The 18,571-nt window shown below is 61.4% G+C and carries 18 protein-coding genes, 1 tRNA gene and 3 pseudogenes; 4 read left to right on the plus strand and 18 right to left on the minus strand.

Annotation, left to right across the window (positions count from 1 at the left end):
- Positions 1–420 precede the first annotated feature (420 nt).
- From DRF71_RS02035 to DRF71_RS02095, 13 genes are all read right to left on the minus strand, one after another.
- On the minus strand, positions 421–1,752 hold the full coding sequence (locus DRF71_RS02035) for an ATPase (RefSeq protein ID WP_112308949.1): 1,332 nt from the start codon (positions 1,750–1,752) through the stop codon (positions 421–423).
- 134 nt (positions 1,753–1,886) lie between these two features.
- Positions 1,887–2,384: a prepilin peptidase gene (locus tag DRF71_RS02040; protein ID WP_112308950.1), complete on the minus strand. Its 498-nt coding sequence runs from the start codon at positions 2,382–2,384 to the stop codon at positions 1,887–1,889.
- A gap of 3 nt (positions 2,385–2,387) precedes the next feature.
- Entirely contained in the window at positions 2,388–3,245 is an 858-nt protein-coding gene (locus DRF71_RS02045; RefSeq protein WP_112308951.1) for a tetratricopeptide repeat protein, read from the minus strand.
- Between the two features lie 61 nt (positions 3,246–3,306).
- The gene (locus tag DRF71_RS02050; protein WP_408634513.1) at positions 3,307–3,867 is read right to left on the minus strand and encodes a tetratricopeptide repeat protein; all 561 of its coding nucleotides are present in this window, start codon (positions 3,865–3,867) and stop codon (positions 3,307–3,309) included.
- A 21-nt stretch (positions 3,868–3,888) separates the two neighbouring features.
- Positions 3,889–4,872: a type II secretion system F family protein gene (locus tag DRF71_RS02055; protein ID WP_112308952.1), complete on the minus strand. Its 984-nt coding sequence runs from the start codon at positions 4,870–4,872 to the stop codon at positions 3,889–3,891.
- 9 nt (positions 4,873–4,881) lie between these two features.
- Positions 4,882–5,850: a type II secretion system F family protein gene (locus tag DRF71_RS02060; protein WP_112308953.1), complete on the minus strand. Its 969-nt coding sequence runs from the start codon at positions 5,848–5,850 to the stop codon at positions 4,882–4,884.
- A gap of 9 nt (positions 5,851–5,859) precedes the next feature.
- Positions 5,860–7,311 (minus strand): CpaF family protein, encoded by a 1,452-nt coding sequence (locus DRF71_RS02065; protein ID WP_112308954.1) that lies wholly within the window; start codon positions 7,309–7,311, stop codon positions 5,860–5,862.
- Between the two features lie 24 nt (positions 7,312–7,335).
- A complete protein-coding gene (locus tag DRF71_RS02070; protein WP_112308955.1) occupies positions 7,336–8,640 on the minus strand; it encodes an AAA family ATPase in 1,305 nt (434 codons plus the stop codon).
- A gap of 244 nt (positions 8,641–8,884) precedes the next feature.
- On the minus strand, positions 8,885–9,538 hold the full coding sequence (locus tag DRF71_RS02075) for an OmpA family protein (RefSeq protein ID WP_112308956.1): 654 nt from the start codon (positions 9,536–9,538) through the stop codon (positions 8,885–8,887).
- A gap of 4 nt (positions 9,539–9,542) precedes the next feature.
- Positions 9,543–10,955: a type II and III secretion system protein family protein gene (locus DRF71_RS02080; RefSeq protein WP_112308957.1), complete on the minus strand. Its 1,413-nt coding sequence runs from the start codon at positions 10,953–10,955 to the stop codon at positions 9,543–9,545.
- A 227-nt stretch (positions 10,956–11,182) separates the two neighbouring features.
- Positions 11,183–12,016: a Flp pilus assembly protein CpaB gene (gene cpaB, locus DRF71_RS02085; protein WP_112308958.1), complete on the minus strand. Its 834-nt coding sequence runs from the start codon at positions 12,014–12,016 to the stop codon at positions 11,183–11,185.
- Positions 12,017–12,093: 77 nt separating this feature from the next.
- The gene (locus DRF71_RS02090) at positions 12,094–12,300 is read right to left on the minus strand and encodes a hypothetical protein (protein WP_112308959.1); all 207 of its coding nucleotides are present in this window, start codon (positions 12,298–12,300) and stop codon (positions 12,094–12,096) included.
- A 345-nt stretch (positions 12,301–12,645) separates the two neighbouring features.
- Complete coding sequence (locus tag DRF71_RS02095) at positions 12,646–12,849, minus strand: Flp family type IVb pilin (protein WP_112308960.1); 204 nt, start codon at positions 12,847–12,849, stop codon at positions 12,646–12,648.
- 371 nt (positions 12,850–13,220) lie between these two features.
- On the opposite strand from DRF71_RS02095, the gene DRF71_RS02100 reads away from it, so the two are divergent.
- Positions 13,221–14,099 carry a lytic transglycosylase domain-containing protein gene (locus DRF71_RS02100; RefSeq protein WP_112309923.1) on the plus strand — a complete coding sequence of 293 codons (879 nt, stop codon included), beginning with the start codon at positions 13,221–13,223 and terminating at the stop codon, positions 14,097–14,099.
- Positions 14,100–14,110: 11 nt separating this feature from the next.
- Here the strand turns inward: DRF71_RS02100 and DRF71_RS02105 are convergent, their stop codons facing one another.
- Complete coding sequence (locus tag DRF71_RS02105; RefSeq protein ID WP_112308961.1) at positions 14,111–14,401, minus strand: GNAT family N-acetyltransferase; 291 nt, start codon at positions 14,399–14,401, stop codon at positions 14,111–14,113.
- 1,210 nt (positions 14,402–15,611) lie between these two features.
- Between DRF71_RS02105 and DRF71_RS29295 the strand changes: the two are divergent.
- Positions 15,612–15,659, plus strand: a pseudogene (locus DRF71_RS29295) (hypothetical protein); the annotation flags it as partial.
- A gap of 55 nt (positions 15,660–15,714) precedes the next feature.
- On the opposite strand, the pseudogene DRF71_RS02115 reads toward DRF71_RS29295, so the two are convergent.
- Positions 15,715–15,804: pseudogene (locus DRF71_RS02115) on the minus strand (IS66 family transposase zinc-finger binding domain-containing protein); the annotation flags it as partial.
- 109 nt (positions 15,805–15,913) lie between these two features.
- On the minus strand, positions 15,914–16,762 hold the full coding sequence (locus DRF71_RS02120; RefSeq protein ID WP_332872040.1) for an ATP-binding protein: 849 nt from the start codon (positions 16,760–16,762) through the stop codon (positions 15,914–15,916).
- 4 nt (positions 16,763–16,766) lie between these two features.
- Here DRF71_RS02120 and DRF71_RS02125 point away from each other — a divergent pair, with 4 nt between their 5' ends.
- Positions 16,767–17,522, plus strand: a complete 756-nt coding sequence (locus DRF71_RS02125; RefSeq protein ID WP_112308962.1) for a tyrosine-type recombinase/integrase — start codon at positions 16,767–16,769, stop codon at positions 17,520–17,522.
- An 81-nt stretch (positions 17,523–17,603) separates the two neighbouring features.
- On the opposite strand, the gene DRF71_RS02130 is transcribed toward DRF71_RS02125, so the two are convergent.
- Both DRF71_RS02130 and DRF71_RS02135 read right to left on the minus strand, forming a co-directional pair.
- Positions 17,604–17,677 (minus strand) — tRNA-Cys (locus tag DRF71_RS02130).
- Between the two features lie 83 nt (positions 17,678–17,760).
- Entirely contained in the window at positions 17,761–18,066 is a 306-nt protein-coding gene (locus DRF71_RS02135; protein ID WP_112308963.1) for a hypothetical protein, read from the minus strand.
- Positions 18,067–18,177: 111 nt separating this feature from the next.
- On the opposite strand from DRF71_RS02135, the pseudogene DRF71_RS27850 reads away from it, so the two are divergent.
- Positions 18,178–18,571: pseudogene (locus DRF71_RS27850) on the plus strand (hypothetical protein); the annotation flags it as partial.

Here is an 18,571-nt window from a genome sequence, read left to right on the forward strand (position 1 = left end):
CGGGCAAGGGCTCCATCAGCGGATGCGGCTATCTATTCACAAGATCGTCGCTGCGCAAGGGCAAGGCGCCCGGCAGGGTGGGGAGAGGTGGGGTGAATGGTCTTTTTCCGCCTCTGCGGCGCCGGAACTGCTGGCATTCTTCGCGGGGCGGTGGCCGCACCCGGGCCGCCCGCCTTTTCGGCTCGGTCGCGGCAGTACCCCCTTCTGGCCGCAACCGGAGATGCAGGCTCCGGCCCCGCCCCGCCAAAGAGGCGAGGCAAAATAAAACTGCCCCTTTCCCCTTGATCCAAATACTCAAATCCCCGCCCCGCCGGAAGCGGGGCGGACAGGATCAGGCGCGGAAGAAACGGCTTCGTCAAACGGTTTTGCGCTGCCCGAATTTGCTTCGGGCAGCGCAAAACATGATCACTCTCTGTCGGATCAATGCGCGAATTCGGCCTGAGCCACGAACATATTGCCCCAGGCGCGGTCGATCAGCTCGGGCGTCATCTGGTTCGGAATGCCTTCGAACTGGCACATGGCGATCATCTGGTCGATCAGGAAGGTCGGCTGGTAATTCGCGAAATTCATGTCGATGGTCGGATATTTGACCTTCAGCAGATACATCAGCGCCTTTTCATCCAGCGGCATCTTCTTCTTGCGCGCCACCATCGCGAAGATCTTCAGGAACATCTCCTGGCTTGGGCCGTCGATGATGATCTTGAAGAAGATCCGGCGCAAAGCCGCGCCGTCGAAGATCTGGTTCGGGTGGAAGTTGGTCGAGAAGATCACCAGCGTGTCAAAGGGCACGGTGAATTTCTCGCCCGATTGCAGCGCAAGGATGTCGCGGCTTTCTTCCAGCGGCACGATCCAGCGGTTGACGATCTTTTGCGGGGGTTCCGCCTGGCGGCCAAGGTCGTCGATGATGAAGATGCCGCCGGTCGCTTTCAGCTGCAACGGCGCCTGATAGGTGCGCGACACCGGATTATAGGCGAGATCGAGCATGTCGAGCGACAATTCACCCCCCGTGATCACCGAGGGCCGCTCGCAATAGACATAGCGGTTGTCGAACCGGTTCGAGGTGCGGCGCAAGGAGTTCGGGTCATCGACAGCGGCCTCGGCGGCGGCATGCACGATCGGGTCATAGACCGAGATCACCTGGCCGGAATATTCGATCGCGCGCGGCACATAGACCTTGTCGCCGATGGCCTTGCGGATCCCGTGCGAGATCGAGGATTTGCCGTTGCCCGGCGGGCCATACATCAGGATCGAGCGGCCCGAGGTCACGGCGGGGCCGAGATTGCCGATCAGGTCGGGGGGCAGGATCAGCCCGCCCATGCCGCCCATCAGCTGCTCGCGGTTCAGCGAGATGTTGCGGATCGACTGGCGCTTGATCTGCTCGCCATATTGATCCAGCGGCACCGGCACCGCGCCATAATATTCCGATTGCGCCAGCGCATCCAGCGCGCGGGCCTTGCCGGCATCGGTAAGCTGATAGCCCATCTCATTGCCGGAATTGGCATGCATGGTGCCGGTCGCCTCCAGCAGGCGCTGGCTGCGGGCAAGGTCGATCAGTTCCTGCGTCAGCGGCACCGGCAGCGAGATCGCCTGGCCGATTTTGGAACAGGTGTCGAGATTGGTGCGGAACATCGTTTTCAGCAGGATATCGCGCAGCATGACGATGCCGATGCCGGTATCGGCCAGCGACCGCGGCGAGGGCGGCGGTGCTACGCCGGCGGCGGCCCCTTCAGGATTTGTCAGCTGCACATTCATTATCCGCGCCCCTGTTTCTGCACTCAGCCCCTTTGAGGGGCCCATACCCGGTCCGCGCCTTTTGCCACGCCGGAAAGCAAAGGGCCGCCCCGGAGAGAGCGGCCCGTTCCAGCAGCAGTTTGCAGGGAATAATGTCAGCCTTTGGGCAGGAAGGCGGCGAGAAGGTACAAAAGCAGCATCATCGCCAGAGCAAGGCCCATGGGGAATTTCTTCGAGCTCCAGCTGACCCAGTCGGGGGCGATGCGGCGCACCGCCGGCAGCTTGCGCACCACGCGCTGGCCCACCAGCGCGACGATCGAGCAGCCGGCATAGAGCAGGGCGATGAAGAAGGGATCGCCCCCCGAAAAGACCCCGGCCATGGCGGCGCCGAATTTGGCGTCACCGGCGCCGAACAACCCGATGGCATTGCCGAAAAAGCCCAGGATGATCACCACCGCCATGATGGCCCAGCCCCAGAGCCAGGCATGCATCCCCATCGCAGGCCAGCCGATCACCGCATAGACCGCGATCATCGCCAGACAGGCATTGTTGCGGATCTTCATATATTTCAGATCGGTATACGAAACCCAGAGTGCGATCGGCACGCAGAAGGGCAGGAACCACAGAGCTTGTGTAAGGGTTGGTATCGGCATGGCTCAGTTGGACACATTGTTGTCGAGTGCGGCCAGGCTGCGGGCTGCGGCTTCGAAATACTGCGGATGGGTGTCGACCGCCTGCTGCAACAGGCCCTTGCCGACCGAGACATCGCCCTGTTTGATCGCGGCCAGCGCCATGGTGTACAAGAGCTCGGCCCGTTCCGACTGGCTCATGTCGATCACCGGCAGGTCATATTTGCGTTGAGCGGCGCGCGACATGACGAGGTTGTTCTTGGCGGTGAACATGCCCGGATCATAGGTCAGCGCCTGCGCGAACAGCCGCTCGGCGCCAGGGAAATCCTTGCGGGTCAGCTTCGAGAAGCCCCAGTTATTGTAGATCCCCGAGGGTTTCGTGGTCAGACCCGCCGCAATTTCATAGAAACTGTCGGCCTTTTTCCAGTTCTTGTCGCTGTCGGCGACCATGGCCTCCAGCCGGTAGCGGTCAAAGGTCTCATGGGTGGGCGGAATGGTCGCGAGCGTCGCCTTGGCTTTGGCCCATTCATTGGCGCGGATCTGGGCATCGGCCAGCATCACCTTGTCTTCGGCATTGGTGCCTTCCATGGTGGTGATCCGTTCCCAGACCTGGGCTGCCTCAATCGGCTTGCTGGCGCGCACCAGCGATTTGCCGAGGCCGCGCATCAGGTCGATCCGGCCGGGATCCTTCTGCACGGCGCCCTGGAAATAAGCGACGGACTCGTTCGGGTCGCCGACGGTCAGCATGATGTCATTGAGATTGGATTCATCAATGACATTCACGTCCTTGAGCGCACGCTGAACCTGCGCGTCGGAATTCTTCTGGCATCCGGCAAGAAGAACTGCGCCGCCAAGGCACAGTGATGCAAAAACCAGGTGGCGCATTTTGCGTCCTTTATCTTTTACTGCCCATTTCAGGCCTGGTCCCAGTCTTTAGCGCGGCGCCTCAGAGCTCTGTCAGAAGCACATATTGCCCCTTGTCGCGGCGCACGAGCTGGAACTCGCCCTCTACCTCATTGGCGTCATCATATACCCGGTTTTCGGTTCGGGCGATAGCGAGTTTGAGATTGTCCCGGATCGAGTCCGATTGGCCACTGTCCAGCGCATAGGCCTGCTGGAAGACCAGCCGCGCCTCGCCCAGTTTGCCGCGCTCCATCAGCACAACGCCCAGATTGTTCAGGGCAGGCACAAAGGTTTCATCCTGTTTCAGCGCCTCGCGCAGCACCTGTTCGGCCTGTCCCAGGCGGCCAAGCGCCAGATTGGCCGAACCGATGGCCGAAAGCGTGTCGACGGTGATCCCGTCCTCGCCCGCCGCGCGGTAATAGGCTTTCAGCGCCAGTTCCGGCTCTCCGGCCGCCATCAGCCGGTGGCCGACGACCAGCCCATCGACGGCCTGGCCCTTTGGATTGACCCCGAAAGGGGAGTTGCGCGACGGACCAAAGCCGCCTGTGTCTCCACAGGCGGCCAGCAATGTCGCGATCAGTAAAATACTGCCCGTAAATCTCAAACCGACACTCTTATCCGGATATCACTTGCCGCCCATTTGCCCCAGCATGGTCACGATACCCCAGACCGAAGGCCCGATCAGGATAATCAGCAGCGGCGGAACTGTGAACATCATAGTTCCAAGAGTGAGCTTCGTCGGCAGCATATTTGCCTTTTCTTCGGCCCGCATCACACGTTTGTCGCGCATATCGGCCGAATAGACACGCAGAGCCTCGGCGACGGGCGTACCAAAGGTCGCCGATTGTACCAGCGTGGTCACGAAAGAGGCCACATCCGGAATGCCGACCCGGTCGGACATGTCGCGCAGCACCTGGGTGCGTTCCTTGCCGGCCTTGACCTCATGCGCCACCATGTCGAATTCATCGGCAAGGGCAGGGTAGCCGGCGCGGCTTTCCTTGCCGACGCGGATGATCGACTGGTCAAGCGACTGACCGGCCTCGACGCAGACAAGCATCATGTCCAGCGCATCGGGAAAGCCCTGGATGATCTCGGTCTGGCGGGTCTGCACCCGCTTTTCCACCCAGTATTTCGGCAGGTAATAGCCCAGAACGCCCGGGAGACCGCCGTAAAGCAGCAAGGTGGTCGTCGGGGTCTCGTCAGTGGCGTTCATCAGCGCGTAGATCATGCCCAGAACCAGACCACCAAGGCCCAGCACCATCTTGGCGGCATGGAAAAGGCGCACCGCCCCTTTGTCGGGATAGCCCGCCCGCATCAGCTTGAGCCGCAGGGCGGAAAGCTCTTCGGCCTTTTGCGGCTCCAGCAGATGGGCGTATTTTTCCAGACGGTCGCCCGCGCTCATCCGGCGCAGACGGCTGGATTTGCCATCCGCCCCCCCCGCGCCGCGGGTGCCGGCCTGCAGGCTCAGCTCGGCAAAACGGTCGCGCTGTTTCTTCAGCATGGTCGGCAGCGCGATCAGAACCAGCACGATCCCGATCCCCGCAATCGCGATCAGCGGTCCCAGCGGACCCAGCATCCCTGTCAGCGTATCATTGATGGATTGGAACATGGCCGTGCCTCAGACCTTGATGTTGACCATGATCTTCATAAAGATCACGTTGATGACGAGGAAAGCGCAGACGACAAGCGCGGCGGGAATGAAGACCGGGGTTTCCTTGACGCCGTCGTAATAGTTCGGCTGGATCACGTTGATCATAATCAGCGCGAGGATCGGGAAGGCCGAGAGGAACATGCCCGACCATTTCGCCTCGGCGGTGATGGCGCGCACTTTGCGGAACAGCTTGAACCGCGCGCGCACCACTTTCGACAGACCGTCGAGGATCTCGGCCAGGTTGCCGCCCGATTGCTGCTGGATGGTCACGGCCACGGCAAGGAAGCGCAGATCCTGGCTGTCCATCCGTTCGGCAAAGGCTTTCAGGCTTTCCGAGATATCGGCGCCATAGGCGGCCTCGTCGGCGATCACGCCGAATTCGGTGCCAAGGGGGTCGGGAACCTCTTTCGAGACGATATTGACCGCCGCCGAGAAGGGGTGACCGACGCGCAGGGATCGTACCATCAGGTCGATGGCGTCGGACAGCTGCTCCTCCATGAGGTTCATCCGCTTTTTCGCCTTGCCATTGACCCAGACATAGATGCCGCCGATGCCCATCGCGATGGCGACGACAACCCGGATCCCCAGTTCGGCGCTGGTGCCGATGGTCAGCAGCAGGAAGGCAAAGACGCCAAGCGCACCCATCAGCCCGATCAGCTGCACCGGCGAGAAAGCGATATTCGCGCGCTGCGCTTTTTTGGCAAGGATCGAATAAAGCGGAATATTCCGCGAGTTCAGGTGCTGGTTCATCTCCTTGCGGAGCTGGGCCAGAACCTCTTCGCGGTTGCCATTCTTTTCCAGCAGCGTCAGGCGGCGCGAGATGCGGTTGTTCAGCTTGATCGACTTGCCGAAGACCGTGAGGTAGATGCCCTCGACCAGTACAATGACGGCAACGAAGATCAGGATATAGATGAGGGGCGCAATCGAAATGGTCATGGCCTGGCCTTAGGAAATGGGTTCGTAGATCGAGGGCGGCAGATCGAAGCCCCAGGAGCGGAAGCGCTCGGAATGGGCAGAGCGTATGCCGGTGGCGTTGAAACGGCCGATGATCTTGCCGGATGGCTCGACCCCCAGACGCTCAAAGCGGAAGATTTCCTGCATCGAGATGACCTCTCCTTCCATGCCGGTGATTTCGGTCACCGAGGTCATGCGGCGCGAGCCGTCCTGGAGGCGCGAGGCCTGGACGATCAGGTTCACAGCCGAGGCGATCTGAGAGCGCACCGCTTTCAGCGGCATCTCGATCCCGGCCATGGCGACCATGTTTTCCAGACGGCTGATGCCGTCGCGCGGATTGTTGGCGTGGATCGTGGTCATCGAGCCGTCATGGCCGGTGTTCATCGCCTGGAGCATGTCGATCACCTCTTCACCGCGGGTTTCCCCCACGATGATGCGGTCAGGACGCATCCGGAGCGCGTTTCGCAGACAGTCGCGCTGTGTCACCGCGCCCTTGCCTTCGACGTTGGCAGGGCGGCTTTCCATCCTTCCGACATGGACCTGTTGCAGCTGGAGTTCAGCCGTATCCTCGATGGTCAGCACGCGTTCGGTATTGTCGATGAAGGAAGACAGCGCGTTCAGCGTGGTGGTTTTCCCCGAACCCGTACCGCCCGAGACGATGATGTTCAGGCGCGTGGACACCGCCGCCTGAAGATAGGCGGCCATTTCCTCGGTAAAGGCGCCGAAGCGGACGAGATCCTCGACCTTCAGCTTTTCCTTTTTGAATTTCCGGATGGAAACCAGCGAGCCGTCAACGGCGACCGGCGGCACCATACAGTTGAAGCGCGAGCCATCCAGCAAACGGGCGTCGCAATAGGGGTTCGATTCATCGACGCGCCGGCCCACGGCCGAAACGATCTTGTCGATGATCCGCATCAGATGGCGTTCGTCGCGGAAGGTGATATCCGACAGCTCCAGCTTGCCCGCCCGTTCCACAAAAACGCGGTTCGGGCCGTTCACCAGAATATCGTTGACCGTCTCGTCTTTCAGCAAAGGCTCCAGCGGACCAAGCCCCATGACCTCGTCATAAAGCTCCTGCACGAGGATATTGCGGTCATTGCTGTTCAGCGGCACGGAAAGCTCTTCCAGCGCCTCGGCGGTCTGGGCGGAGATTTCCGATTTCAGGCTGGTCTCGGAGGCATGTTCCAGCGCCGAGAGGTTCAGGTTTTCCAGCAGCCGCTTATGGATCTCAAGCTTGAGCTCCATCATCCGGTTGCGCCGCTTGGCTTCCTTGTCGACCTGGATCGCCTCGGCCGGCGAGCGGTTTCCGCCCATCATCGAGGTCGGGCGTGTCACCTTGACGGTGCCTGGCGCCGCAGCGGCCGCAGCCCTGGCCTTGTCCCCAGCCCCTGCCGGGGCCGTGGCCTTGCCTGGAGCAGCATCTTTTTTGAAACGGCTGAACATGACTGCGTGCCTCTGGGGATAAAATTACGACCGGGCGCTGGCCTGGACCTTGCTCAGCTCGAACAGCGATTTTGCGAGCTTTTGCAATTCCTTGCGCAACGGGTTCTTGGCAGAGCTTTCGGCCAGCGGCAGGCCGTGATCATTGGCCTGGGTCACGGCAGCACCGCCATCGGGAAGCTGCACCTCGATCTGGATATCAAGGCTTTCCGACATCCGCTTGACCCGCGCCTTGGCCGAAAGGTCGGTGAATTTCGGAGCCCGGTTGAGCACATAGCGCAGTTTCTCATGCGGCAGCGCCTCGGCTTTCAGCGCGCGCACAAAGCGCAGCACGTTCTGTGCCGAGCGCAGATCGAGATCCAGCAGCGAGAAATAGATATGGGCGCGGCTGAGGACGGCCTCGGTCCAGGTCACAACCGTCTTCGGCATGTCGATCAGCACGAAATCGAAATTCGTCACCGCCATGTCGATCAGCCGGCCGAGATCCTCGCCCGAGATGATGTCAAGCGGCAACATCTCGGCGGGGGCGGTGAAGACGCAAAGCCGGTCGTTGAAGGTCTGCATCGACTTGATCAGCAGATCGCTGTCGACCTGGCCCGGATCGGTCAGGATCTCGAAAATCGCATCCTTGCGCGGCAGGTCGAGATAGGTCGCGATCGAGCCATATTGGAAATCGAGATCCATCAGGCAGACGCGGGGCGGGTTCATCTTGTCGCTATTGGCCAGTTCCCAGGCCAGATTCGCCGCAAAGGTCGAAGAGCCCGAGCCGCCCGCCATGCCATGGATCGGCAGCACAAGGCCGTTCCGGTTGCCGCTGGCGCGGAAGGAGGGCGCGTTGCTGTTGTCTTCGACCAGCACAAGGGCACTGCCGGTTGCGACCGGCGCCGCGACACGGGCGGCGGTGGCTGTGGCCTCGGCGGTGGCCGTGGCGCGGATGCGGGTGATCGCATCATGCAGCGCGCCATCGGGAAGCGGGTAGGGGACGAAATCATCCGCGCCGAGGCGCATCAGCTGATGCAGGCCGGTCGGGCTGAGCTGGTTCGCCACCAGGATCACATGGGTTTTGGTCGCGCGCGCCGCCCGGATCACGCTGCTGATCAGCGACAGATCGCCCTCGTCATCGGCATCCAGCGCGATTGCGATGAATTCCAGTTCCGAAGCCTCGGGCTGGTCCAGAAAGACCAGGGCATCTTCGAAGCTCAGGTCACCCCAGGCCTCGCCCATTTCCCGCTCCATCTCGTCGATGAGCATTTCAAAGTTCTGCACATCGCGCGAAACAGTGCACGCCGCAATCGGTGCAGGATCTGGCTGGATTGTTGCCACGCTCGTCATCTCGCCTCACGTTTTTCTGCCCTGCGTCATCGGGGAAAACCGTTGGCCAGAATGCAGCCAGACGCAGAAAGCCCCTGAAACGCCGCGCGCGGAATTGCCCGCACACCGTTCTCATTGCAGCAATCTGCATGGCGAGTTGGGCGAGATTGGGGCCGAAATAGCGTCAATCTTTGGTAATTCGCTGGCTGGAAACGCAAAAGGCCGGGCTTTCGCCCGGCCTTTGCAATCGCAAGAGGAGCTGGCCTCAGCCTTCGCTCGTCACCGACGAAACGGTGCCGGTCGAGCCGCCATGCGGACGCACCGCCGACTCCCGCGAATAGCTGCGCCAGATGATCTCGGCATATTTGCCGTTCAGCACCAAGGGGTTCGACTTCACAAAGCCGGAGACCTCGGTGACCGTGCGGCGATTGCGCTCTTCGGGGGCATTGGTCTGGATCAGCGGGCGCGTCTTGCCATAGCTGACCACCGCCTGGAGGCGCGACTTCTGCACCCCACGCGAGACCAGATAGGTGACAACGGCATTGGCACGCTGCTGGCCAAGCTTTTTGTTGTAGCTCTGGCCGCCGACAAGGTCGGTATGGCCAAAGACCTTGAACCGCACCTCGGGGAACTGGCGGATGAAATTCGCCTGTTTGTCGAGGATGGCCATAGCCTCGGGTGTCAGCTGTGACGAGTTGAAGGCAAAGGTCACGGTATCCGGAACCTCGGCCGCAAAACGCTGCGCCAGAGCGATGGTATATTCCATCTGACCCGTCTGGATCAGCGAGTTATGCATGGTCGCATTGCCGAAATTGCCGTTATCGACCTGGGCGCCAAGCTCGCGGTTGGCGCTGCCACCACAGGCGGCAAGCGACAACACACAGACAGAGGCGAGAAGCGTTGAGATATTCATGCGCATCTGCTCACTCCATCACATAGCCGTAGGAGGACGAGAAGTCCTGACGGGCAACCTCACCAGCCGCGCCCTTGGCGGGTTTGGCCACATCACCATAGAGGAACATCTCGCTTTCGGTCGGGATCCGTACACGGTCGGTCGGCAAAGCAAGCGCCTCGCCTTTGACCGGGGTGACCAGATGCGGTGTGACGATGATCACAAGTTCCGACTGGTTGCGCTGGAAATCCGTCGAACGGAACAGGGCGCCAAGGATCGGAACATCGCCAATCCACGGCACCTGGCTGGCCGAGTTGCGGAAGTCGTCCTGCAACAGGCCAGCGATGGCAAAGCTTTCGCCGTCGCGCATTTCCACCGTTGTGGTCGTCTCGCGGCGCTTGAAGCCGTTGATCTGGATGCCGGCGCCGGTCGCCACCGAAACCGTGCTGTCGATCGAGCTGACCGCCGCGTTGATCTGCAGGTTGATGATGTCGCCATCCACCACATAGGGGGTGAAGTTCAGTTCGACACCAAAGGGTTTGTATGCGACGGTGATCGCATTGCCGCCCGTGCCGGTGCCGCCCTGCGAGACCGGGATCGGATATTCGCCACCGGCGAGGAAACGGGCTTCCTGGCCCGACAGCGCGGTCAGGTTAGGCTCTGCCAGCGTGCGGACCATGCCTTTGGATTCCAGCGCCTCGATCAGCACGCCAAGCTGGAACGAGCCGGAGGAGAAGCCCAGACCAAATGCGCCCTGGGCCGTCGTGGTGATGGCGCCACCGCCGGGAAGCCCCGGACCGGCCGAGTTGGAGCCGGCAAGGCCGCGGATGTTGAAATTGCCGTTGTTGTTGTTGTTGGCGTTGATGGTGGCCGACAGCCCCTTCGACACCGACCGCTGCATCTCGGCAAAGCGCACTTTCAGCATGACCTGCTGGGTGCCGCCGACGACCATCAGGTTCGAGACCCGGTCCGGTGCGTAACGGTTGGCCAGATCCAGCGCGCGATCAAGTTTCGCGGTAGAACTGACAGTGCCCGAAAGCACGATCCCGTCATTGGCGGTGCGGACCTCGATGGTCTCATTCGGCAGGATTTGCCGCAGACGCTCTTTGAATTCGGCGATATCGGGGGTGACATTCACATCCACGTTCGAGATGAGCTTGCCCTCCGGCGACAGCAGGGTGAGCGTGGTGCGCCCGGGTGCTTTGCCAAGAACATAGATCGAGCGGTCGGAGAGTGTCGAAATATCGGCAATCCCCGGATTGGCGATAGAGAGTTCCGCGAAGGGAACATCGCTCTCGACCACGACCGCACGGTTCATCGGTACATTCAATGCGCTGGAGGCCTGTCCAGACATCACGCGCAACACTTCAGCGGAAACCGGAACTACCGACACCGCGACTGCAAGGCCGAAAAATCCGGCCGCAACTTTGGTCTTAATGCTCATGTGATCTGCCCTTTCGATCACGCCTCGTTATGTGGGTCTTATCGCCCTTACATCCATCCAAAGTGCCGGATTACGCATTTTTTTGCAATAATCAAACTCTTGGAGGGGTTTCCTTATGTGGATAACCTGCAACAGGCAGGCAATTCCAGGTATTCAGCTGCGGGGGATCCCCCAGATACGGTAGGGGGAAGGCCCTGCCTGCGCGTGGCCTTCCCCCGGATTTTCGCTCAGTTGGTCGCGCAGGGGATCTCTTCCTTGACGACATCGGTGCCCTTGCGGGTGGTGCGGTAGCAGGGTTCGGCCGCTACGGCGACTTCCTGTGCCTCGACGCCCAGCAGCGTGTTGCGGTCGATTTCGACCTTGGACGCATTGGGATCGGCCGGACCGCTGACGACCGACATGGTCAGGCGACCGGAGGACTGGGCCTGGGCCAGACGTGCAACCTGTTCGCGCGAGGCGGCGACGGTGATCGTCCTGGCCGAGCCGGAGCGGGCCTCCGACTGATCGGTCGCCGAGTCCACCGCGATCACGCGCATGGCGCTTTCGATCAGCTGGGTGATTTCACCCGTGCCGCCGGCGCCGGTCCAGTAGATGTCGATCAGGTCATCGGGCATCACAAAGCCCGCAACACCTGAGGCCGAGCTGACACGGACCTGGAAGGCGCTCATGCCGGGATCGAGCTTGCCGGCAAGACCCGCGACCTGGCCCGGTTCGGTCAGGCGGGTGTTCAGCAGAATTTCATTGGTTTCCATCGACCGCATCGCGAAACGCGGCTTGGTGGCACCGGGGGGGAACAGAACGTCGCCATCGGTATAGGCGCCGGGAGGCATGAATTTCTCCTGGACCCAGACCTGCTGAACATTCGCTTTCACGATGCCGTCGCCGTATTTAACCGGCTTTTTCAGCGCAAAGACCTGGACGAGCTTGCCGGTCTGGCGCTCACGCTCCAGTGCGGCATTCATTTTGGTCTCGCTGTTCTGAATATAGCCCTGTGCCATGTATACGGCGAAGCCGGCAAGGGCGACCCCGATGATAAGGACGAGACCGAAGATTGCTCGCATAATAACCTCTCATTACTGTACCTGACGGGCAAGGCCCGGCCTGGGGATAATGTCCGCTATATGGCCGGGCGCGGTGCTTACCCGTTGCCGAGATTGTTCGATTCCTGCATGACCTCGCCGACGATGCCCATCGTCACGCCGATTTCCGTCATCAGATCGACGAGGGCCTCCCGCGCGGGCGCGAAAAGCAAGACCATGTTCAGCCCGACAACGCCGGCCGTCAGCACCACCCAGTCAACAGTTACTGCGCCATTTTCGTCTTTGACGAAATCCGAAACTGCCATGCGCACAATGCGTCTCCTTGGGTTGACCAACCGCCCTGATGCCAGGCAGTTATGGGTGAGAGTTCTGATGCCCGAATGCGGCGAAATCAGGGAAACACGAAGAGAAGCCGACGTCTTTATGTGCAGATGCGTCTTTATGCGCAGATGCCTGGCAGGCGATGGGGCGCGGCAGATCGGGCCCGGTCACGGTCCATGCCATTCATCATGCCATTCATCATGCCATTCATGCAGGGCGATCAGGGGCCGGGCTCAGACCGGCCTCATGCGCCAAAGCAATACGACCGCGTCCCGGTTTGGGACGCGGCCGGATTTCCGCCATCAGGCGATCATACCCTTTGGGGCAGATCAGTTGCGGAGTTCAGCGCCTTGCTCGGACAGCCAGTCGCCGGTCAGGTTGACTTCGGTAGCGATCTGCGCGCCGAGGCCCGAGATAGCCGGACGGATGGCGCTCATCACGAGCAGGCCGAGGCCGACGATGGCAGCGGTCAGCACAACCCAGTCAACGGTGACTGCGCCGTCTTCGTCTTTGATGAAATTCATAGCGTTCATTGGTCTGTCCCTTTCAAAGGTGCTCAGGTTTGCTCTACATCTCCGCTACGGGGTCTGTCGGTCGGCCTCTGTTCCGGTCCGTCTCTTCCGTTCGGGATGAGTGCATATGGCCCCTGGATCGTGGCGGCTTTTGGATGAGAGCGAGGCATTTTCGCAGCAGCTTCCAGGGCATGGTTAAGGGATAGTTAACGGCCTGTTTTTTATCGGTTTTAATTTTTCAGTTCCGTCGAGTTTGAAAGATTAACGCCAGAAAATTGCGTGGCATTTCGATCAATTGGGGCAGTTTTGCCTTTTTTTGCCGGTTTTTCTGCTTTGCGGGCGGCCGGAACTCTGCGATTCTTCCCGCAAAACAAAAAGAGCAGGCATCCGAAATGACGCGTCGAGTCTCAGGCACCCTTGCGGTGATTCTGGTTTCGCTGGGGATTCCCGGCGCGGTTCTCGCCCAGCAGGAGGATTTTACCTTCCGTCGGGTGAAAGTCGGCGAGGAACTGCCTGGCAAGCGAATCACGGTGCAGATCGACCCGGTGGAACAGGCGCGCCGGCTGGCCGCCACCGCCTGGAAAGACCCGGCGCTGAAATCCGAGGAACGCCCGCTTGCGCCCGTGGAGCAGGGACAGGAAGGCGGGGCGACGCCCGGGCCGGCTCCGAAATCGAATTACGCCTGGTACTGGGACTTGATCCCCGCCGATATCAGCAGCGGGGCAGGGCGCTTCCCGGCCGCGATGGCGGCACTGACCAAGGGGCCGGACGGTGCCTCGGTCTCGGCGCCCAGGATGCAGTCGATGCAGACCATTGCCGAGATCTATGGCCGTGACATCCTGACCGCGACGGTCGGCACCGATGTCTCGCCGGCGCTGGTGCTGGCGGTGATGGGGATCGAAAGCGCGGGGCGCAAGGATGCGGTGTCCTCGGCCGGGGCGGTGGGGCTGATGCAGCTGATCCCCGATACGGCGAAGCGCTTCGGCGTCACCGATTCCACCGATCCGGCGCAGAATATCAAGGGCGGCGTCGCCTATCTCGACTGGCTGCTGGATGAGTTCGACAATGACCCGCTGATGGCGCTGGCGGCCTATAATTCGGGCGAGGGTGCCGTCCGCAAGAATGGCGGCGTTCCGCCTTATGCCGAGACCCGCGATTATGTGCCGAAAGTGCTGGCGGCGTGGCAGGTGGCGCAGGGCCTCTGCCAGACCCCGCCCGAGCTGGTGACCGACCCTTGCGTCTTTCGCATCATGGCCTCTACCGGGGGGTAAGCCGGGGGCGATCAGGCGATGAACAGATCCGCCCATTCGGGATGGCGTTTGCGCTGCGCCTCGACAAAGCTGCACAAGGGCAGGATGCGGTAGCCTTCGGATTTTGCATCCGCGATCAGCGCCTCGACCAGTGCCTTGCCGGCGCCGGTGCCGCGAAACGCATCCGGCACGCCGGTATGATCGGCCGAGATCAGATCGGGCGCGCGGCGGGTAAAGGTCAATTCCGCCTCATCCGCGCCCATCCGGATCACGAAACGCCCCCCGCGCCCCGAGAGTTCCTTTTCGATGGTGAAATCACTCATGTCCGGGCTCCTTGCTGGATCAGGTGCAGCTAAAGGGAGGCGCGGAGCCTCTGTCAATGCGGGGCCCGGTATTAAGGGCCGGGCCAGGTGCGGGCGGGGCTGTCGAATCGCGCATGGCCGTGTATTGAGGCGCGACCGGCCCCGGTTGGGCCCGGGCGGACGTGGCGAAACTGGTATACGCAGCAGACTTTGACAATTGGAGTGCCCATGGGGAAACCTGTGGTGCAGAACCGCTCAAATTCGGGGAAAGCTAAGGGAGGGGCCCGCAGGGGCCGCTCTGATGCCAATCCCGAGCCAAGCCCCGGCGCGACTTGCCGGGGAAGGTGTAGAGACTGGACGGGTGGTGCCTGTAGCCTTGCAGATGTCCTGGACATCGGGGGCCATGGCAAAGGGACAGTCCAGCCCACGAACGCCGGGAAACCGGCGGCGGCGAAAGCCGAAGTGGGATGAAAATCTGCCTTCCGAAAGGAATTACGGGTTCGAGACCCGTCGTCCGCACCACACTTAAACGCCGATGATCACCAGATCAGCGTTTACCTGAACAAAAATGAACATTTCCTCTCCGGCCGCACATGATTGATTGCGTCACGCGCGCAAAAATGTGCAACCGTTTACGCACAAATTCCGCACTGTGCGTAAACCATGGCCTCCATCAGATGATACCGCGATAAATGGCGCGCTGAAATAGCCCGCAACGGCAACCGGTCGAGCAAGGCCTTCGCCACCAAGCGAGAGGCGCAGGATTGGGCCAATCGCCAAGAATAACACCATCCTGCATGCAGATGAGATTTCCAGCGCCCAGACTTTCGGTGCGGTGATGAAGCGCTATTCGGAAGAGGTAAGCCCGACGAAAAAGGGCGAGCGTCCGGAGGTGATCCGGATCGAACGGATGCGCCGCGATGCTATTGCCGAGGTGGCGATGAAGGATCTGAGCGCGACCGACTTTGCCGCCTGGCGGGATCGGCGGCAAAAGGAAGTCGCACCCGGCACGGTCTTGCGCGAGCTGGACATGATGAGCGCGATCCTGACCAAGGCGTCGAAGGAATGGCGGATCATTTCCGGGAACCCGGCAAAGGACGTGAAGCGCCCGGCCGCGCCGGCTCACCGTGAGAGGCTCCCCACGAAAGCCGAGATGGAAATGCTGGCGATATCTGCCGGTGATGATCTGTCGAAGGTCACAGCGCGGGCATATGCGGCCTTCCTGTTCGCGATGGAAACGGCCATGCGAGCGGGGGAGATCGTGGGTTTGAAATGGGAGCGGCCTGATCTGGCAAGCCGGGTGGCCAAGCTGGACAAAACGAAGAACGGCCATGCACGATGTCCAACCGCTCCGTGCGGTCTTCGCCGATCTTGTGCATGAGGCCACAGCCGCAGGGACAGATCAGGCTCTCGGGCTCAACGACTAGCTTCGGGCCTGAGGGGCAGGAAATCCGCGCATGGCGCGCGCCGGGCCTGCATGAACTGGCGCGCTACAATGGCCGCATGTTCCGCGTCATGGCGCGTGAGTGAGAGTCAGTCCTGCGCCAGCAGGTCTTGCCCCAGCTGGTGCAACGACATGACCTCGATTCCGTTTTGCAGCGGGAAGGCCTCGGTGCCGGGATAAATCACGATCCGCCGCGCAGGTTTCAGATCTTCGCAGGCGGAATGGAACCCGCGCTCGACCTTCGGTGCAAGGCTGCGCTTCACCTCAATCGCCCAGACCGCCCCACCCGGCAGGGTCAGCACCAGATCAACCTCGGCTCCCGCGCCGCTGCGGTAGAACTGCGCCTGTGTCCCAACGGGCATCGTGGCATGGGCGGTCTCGATGACGAGGCCCTCCCAGCTCGCCCCGGCAACCGGGTGGCCCAACACGTCATCGAGCGTGGTCAGGCCCAGAAGGGCATGCAGGATGCCGGTGTCGCGCACATAGATGCGAGGCGATTTGACCAGTCTTTTGCCGGTGTTGGTGTGCCAGGGCTCCAAACGGCGGACCAGCATCAGATCGACCAGCAGGTCGAGGTAAGACGCCACGGTCTTTCCATCGACACCAAGCGCACGCGCCAGTTCTGACCCGTTCGACAGGCTGGATTGCCGATGCGCCAGCATGGTCCAGAAGCGGCGCAGGGTTTCGGCGGCGATGCGGGGGCCAAGCGCGGGAATGTCGCGCTCCAGATAGGTACGGATAAAATCGCGCCGCCAGCGCAGGCTGGCCTGATCGCCCTTGGCAAGAAAACTGTCCGGGAAGCCGCCGCGCAGCCAGAGCTTGTCGAGATCGGCGGCGGGAACCTCGTTGGCATCGAGCGGGGCAAGCTCTGCATAGGCGATCCGGCCCGCCAGCGTTTCGCCGGATTGGCGCAACAGCTTGATAGAGGCGGACCCCAAGGTGATGGATTATCTGCGCGAGAAAATCGGCAGCCGAGACGTGAAAGCGCTGACGCGGGCCGATGTGATTGGGGCACAGAAGGCAAATGCCCATCGCACCCGCTTTGCGAATTACATTCCTCAGATGCTGGTTGTTCTCTGCGAACACGCGATTGATCTGGGCTGGATCCGGGACAACCCGGCGAAGGGCGTCCGGGCGCTCAAGACCCCGACCGAGCGGCAGCGCGAACATCTGCCCTGGCCGGATTGGGCAGTTGAGAAATTCCGGGCCGAGGCAGAGGGCCTGCCGCGTCTAATCTTCGAGATTGGCGTGGGCAGCGTCCAGCGCCCCGGCGATTGGGTCGGCTTCCGCTGGGGCGACTATGACGGTGATTCCCTGAGTCTGCGCCAGAACAAGACCGACAAGCCGCTGGTCCTGCCCTGCACCGATCAGCTCAAGGCAGCGCTTGATCGCACCAAGGCGGCTCTGGGCGCTGTTCCTATCGCTGCCCGCCCCATCCTCATCAAGCGGGACGGCAACCCCATCAGCTTCCGCTACATGGCTGATCTGATGCTGAAAGAGCGCAAGCGGCTGGGGCTTGAAGCCTATGACCTTCACGCGCTGCGTTATCGCGGGGTGAAGGAACTGGCGTGGGCTGGCTGCGATGATGACGAGATCGCGGCCTATTCCGGCCATGCCACCAAAGAGATGATTGCGAAGTACGCGGGCGAGGCCCGGCAGGAAATGCGGGCGCGTCAGGCGCGGGGTAAACGACAATGAACAGAACAAGCACAGAACAGCAACGTGATACCCTGAGTGATACCCTCGGGCCGGTCATGTCTGCTAAGTCATTGAAAAATATGGAGGCGGGTACCGGAATCGAACCGGTCTTCACGGATTTGCAATCCGCTGCGTAACCTCTCCGCCAACCCGCCGGAGCCTTGGCTTCATTAGGTTTTTTCAGACCGGTCGTCAAGCAGTTGTCAGTCTGGTTATCGCGTCCGTGTTTTGACTCTGTTCATTGCCGTTTTTCCCGCGCCTGACGCGCCCGCATGATCTGCCGGGCCTGCATCCTCGTAGGGCTGGCGCGTAAGATTGATGCTGAGCTAGCCGTGTCCGCATCCGGCGCGCAGGCGTTGAAGAACAGCGGCGCCATTTCGTCCCATTCGACGATGGGGAACAACTCGCCGGAATTGTCATAGACCGCGTTCGACAGCTTGCCGCCCAGCTCGCGCGTGTTTTTCCCGCCCGAGGTCAACCGGTAAGGCGGATCGGATATCAGAAGATTGGCTCGTTCTGTCAGCCGGGGCAGGACCTCGCGCATAGACGCCGAAGCTGGCGGCGTCAGTGGGTCCTCATGTAGGAGAAAGAGGCGGAGAACGCTTCCGGCGTCGTTCGTGGGCGTTACCGCTGGGGCGACGGTCTGACCTGGGACATGATCGACCTGAACGCTGGCACGATCACGAAAATGATCTCGAAGACCGAAAGGCACGACGACTCGGAAATGGTCTGGGATCTGTCGCCGCTTCCCGACCTCTGGGCGCGCCTTCGCGCGGTGCCGTCGGATCAGCGTATCGGTCCGGTGATCAAGAATGCCATCGGCCTGCCGTTCAAGATCGAGAAATACCGCGACCGCTTCCGCCGCTATGCGGAAAAGGCCGGCGTTCCCGGCGAGGTTAAGCTGATGGACACGCGGGCAGGGGCGATCAACGACGCTCTGCGCCTCTGCGCCTCTGCGCCTCTGCGCCTCTGCGCCTCTGCGCCGGCAAGCTGGACCTGCAACATGCCGCGAACCACAAGTCCTTCGATACGACAGAACGCTATATCCC

Origin of the sequence: Pseudogemmobacter bohemicus (assembly GCF_003290025.1) — a bacterium.
Taxonomy (GTDB): domain Bacteria; phylum Pseudomonadota; class Alphaproteobacteria; order Rhodobacterales; family Rhodobacteraceae; genus Pseudogemmobacter; species Pseudogemmobacter bohemicus.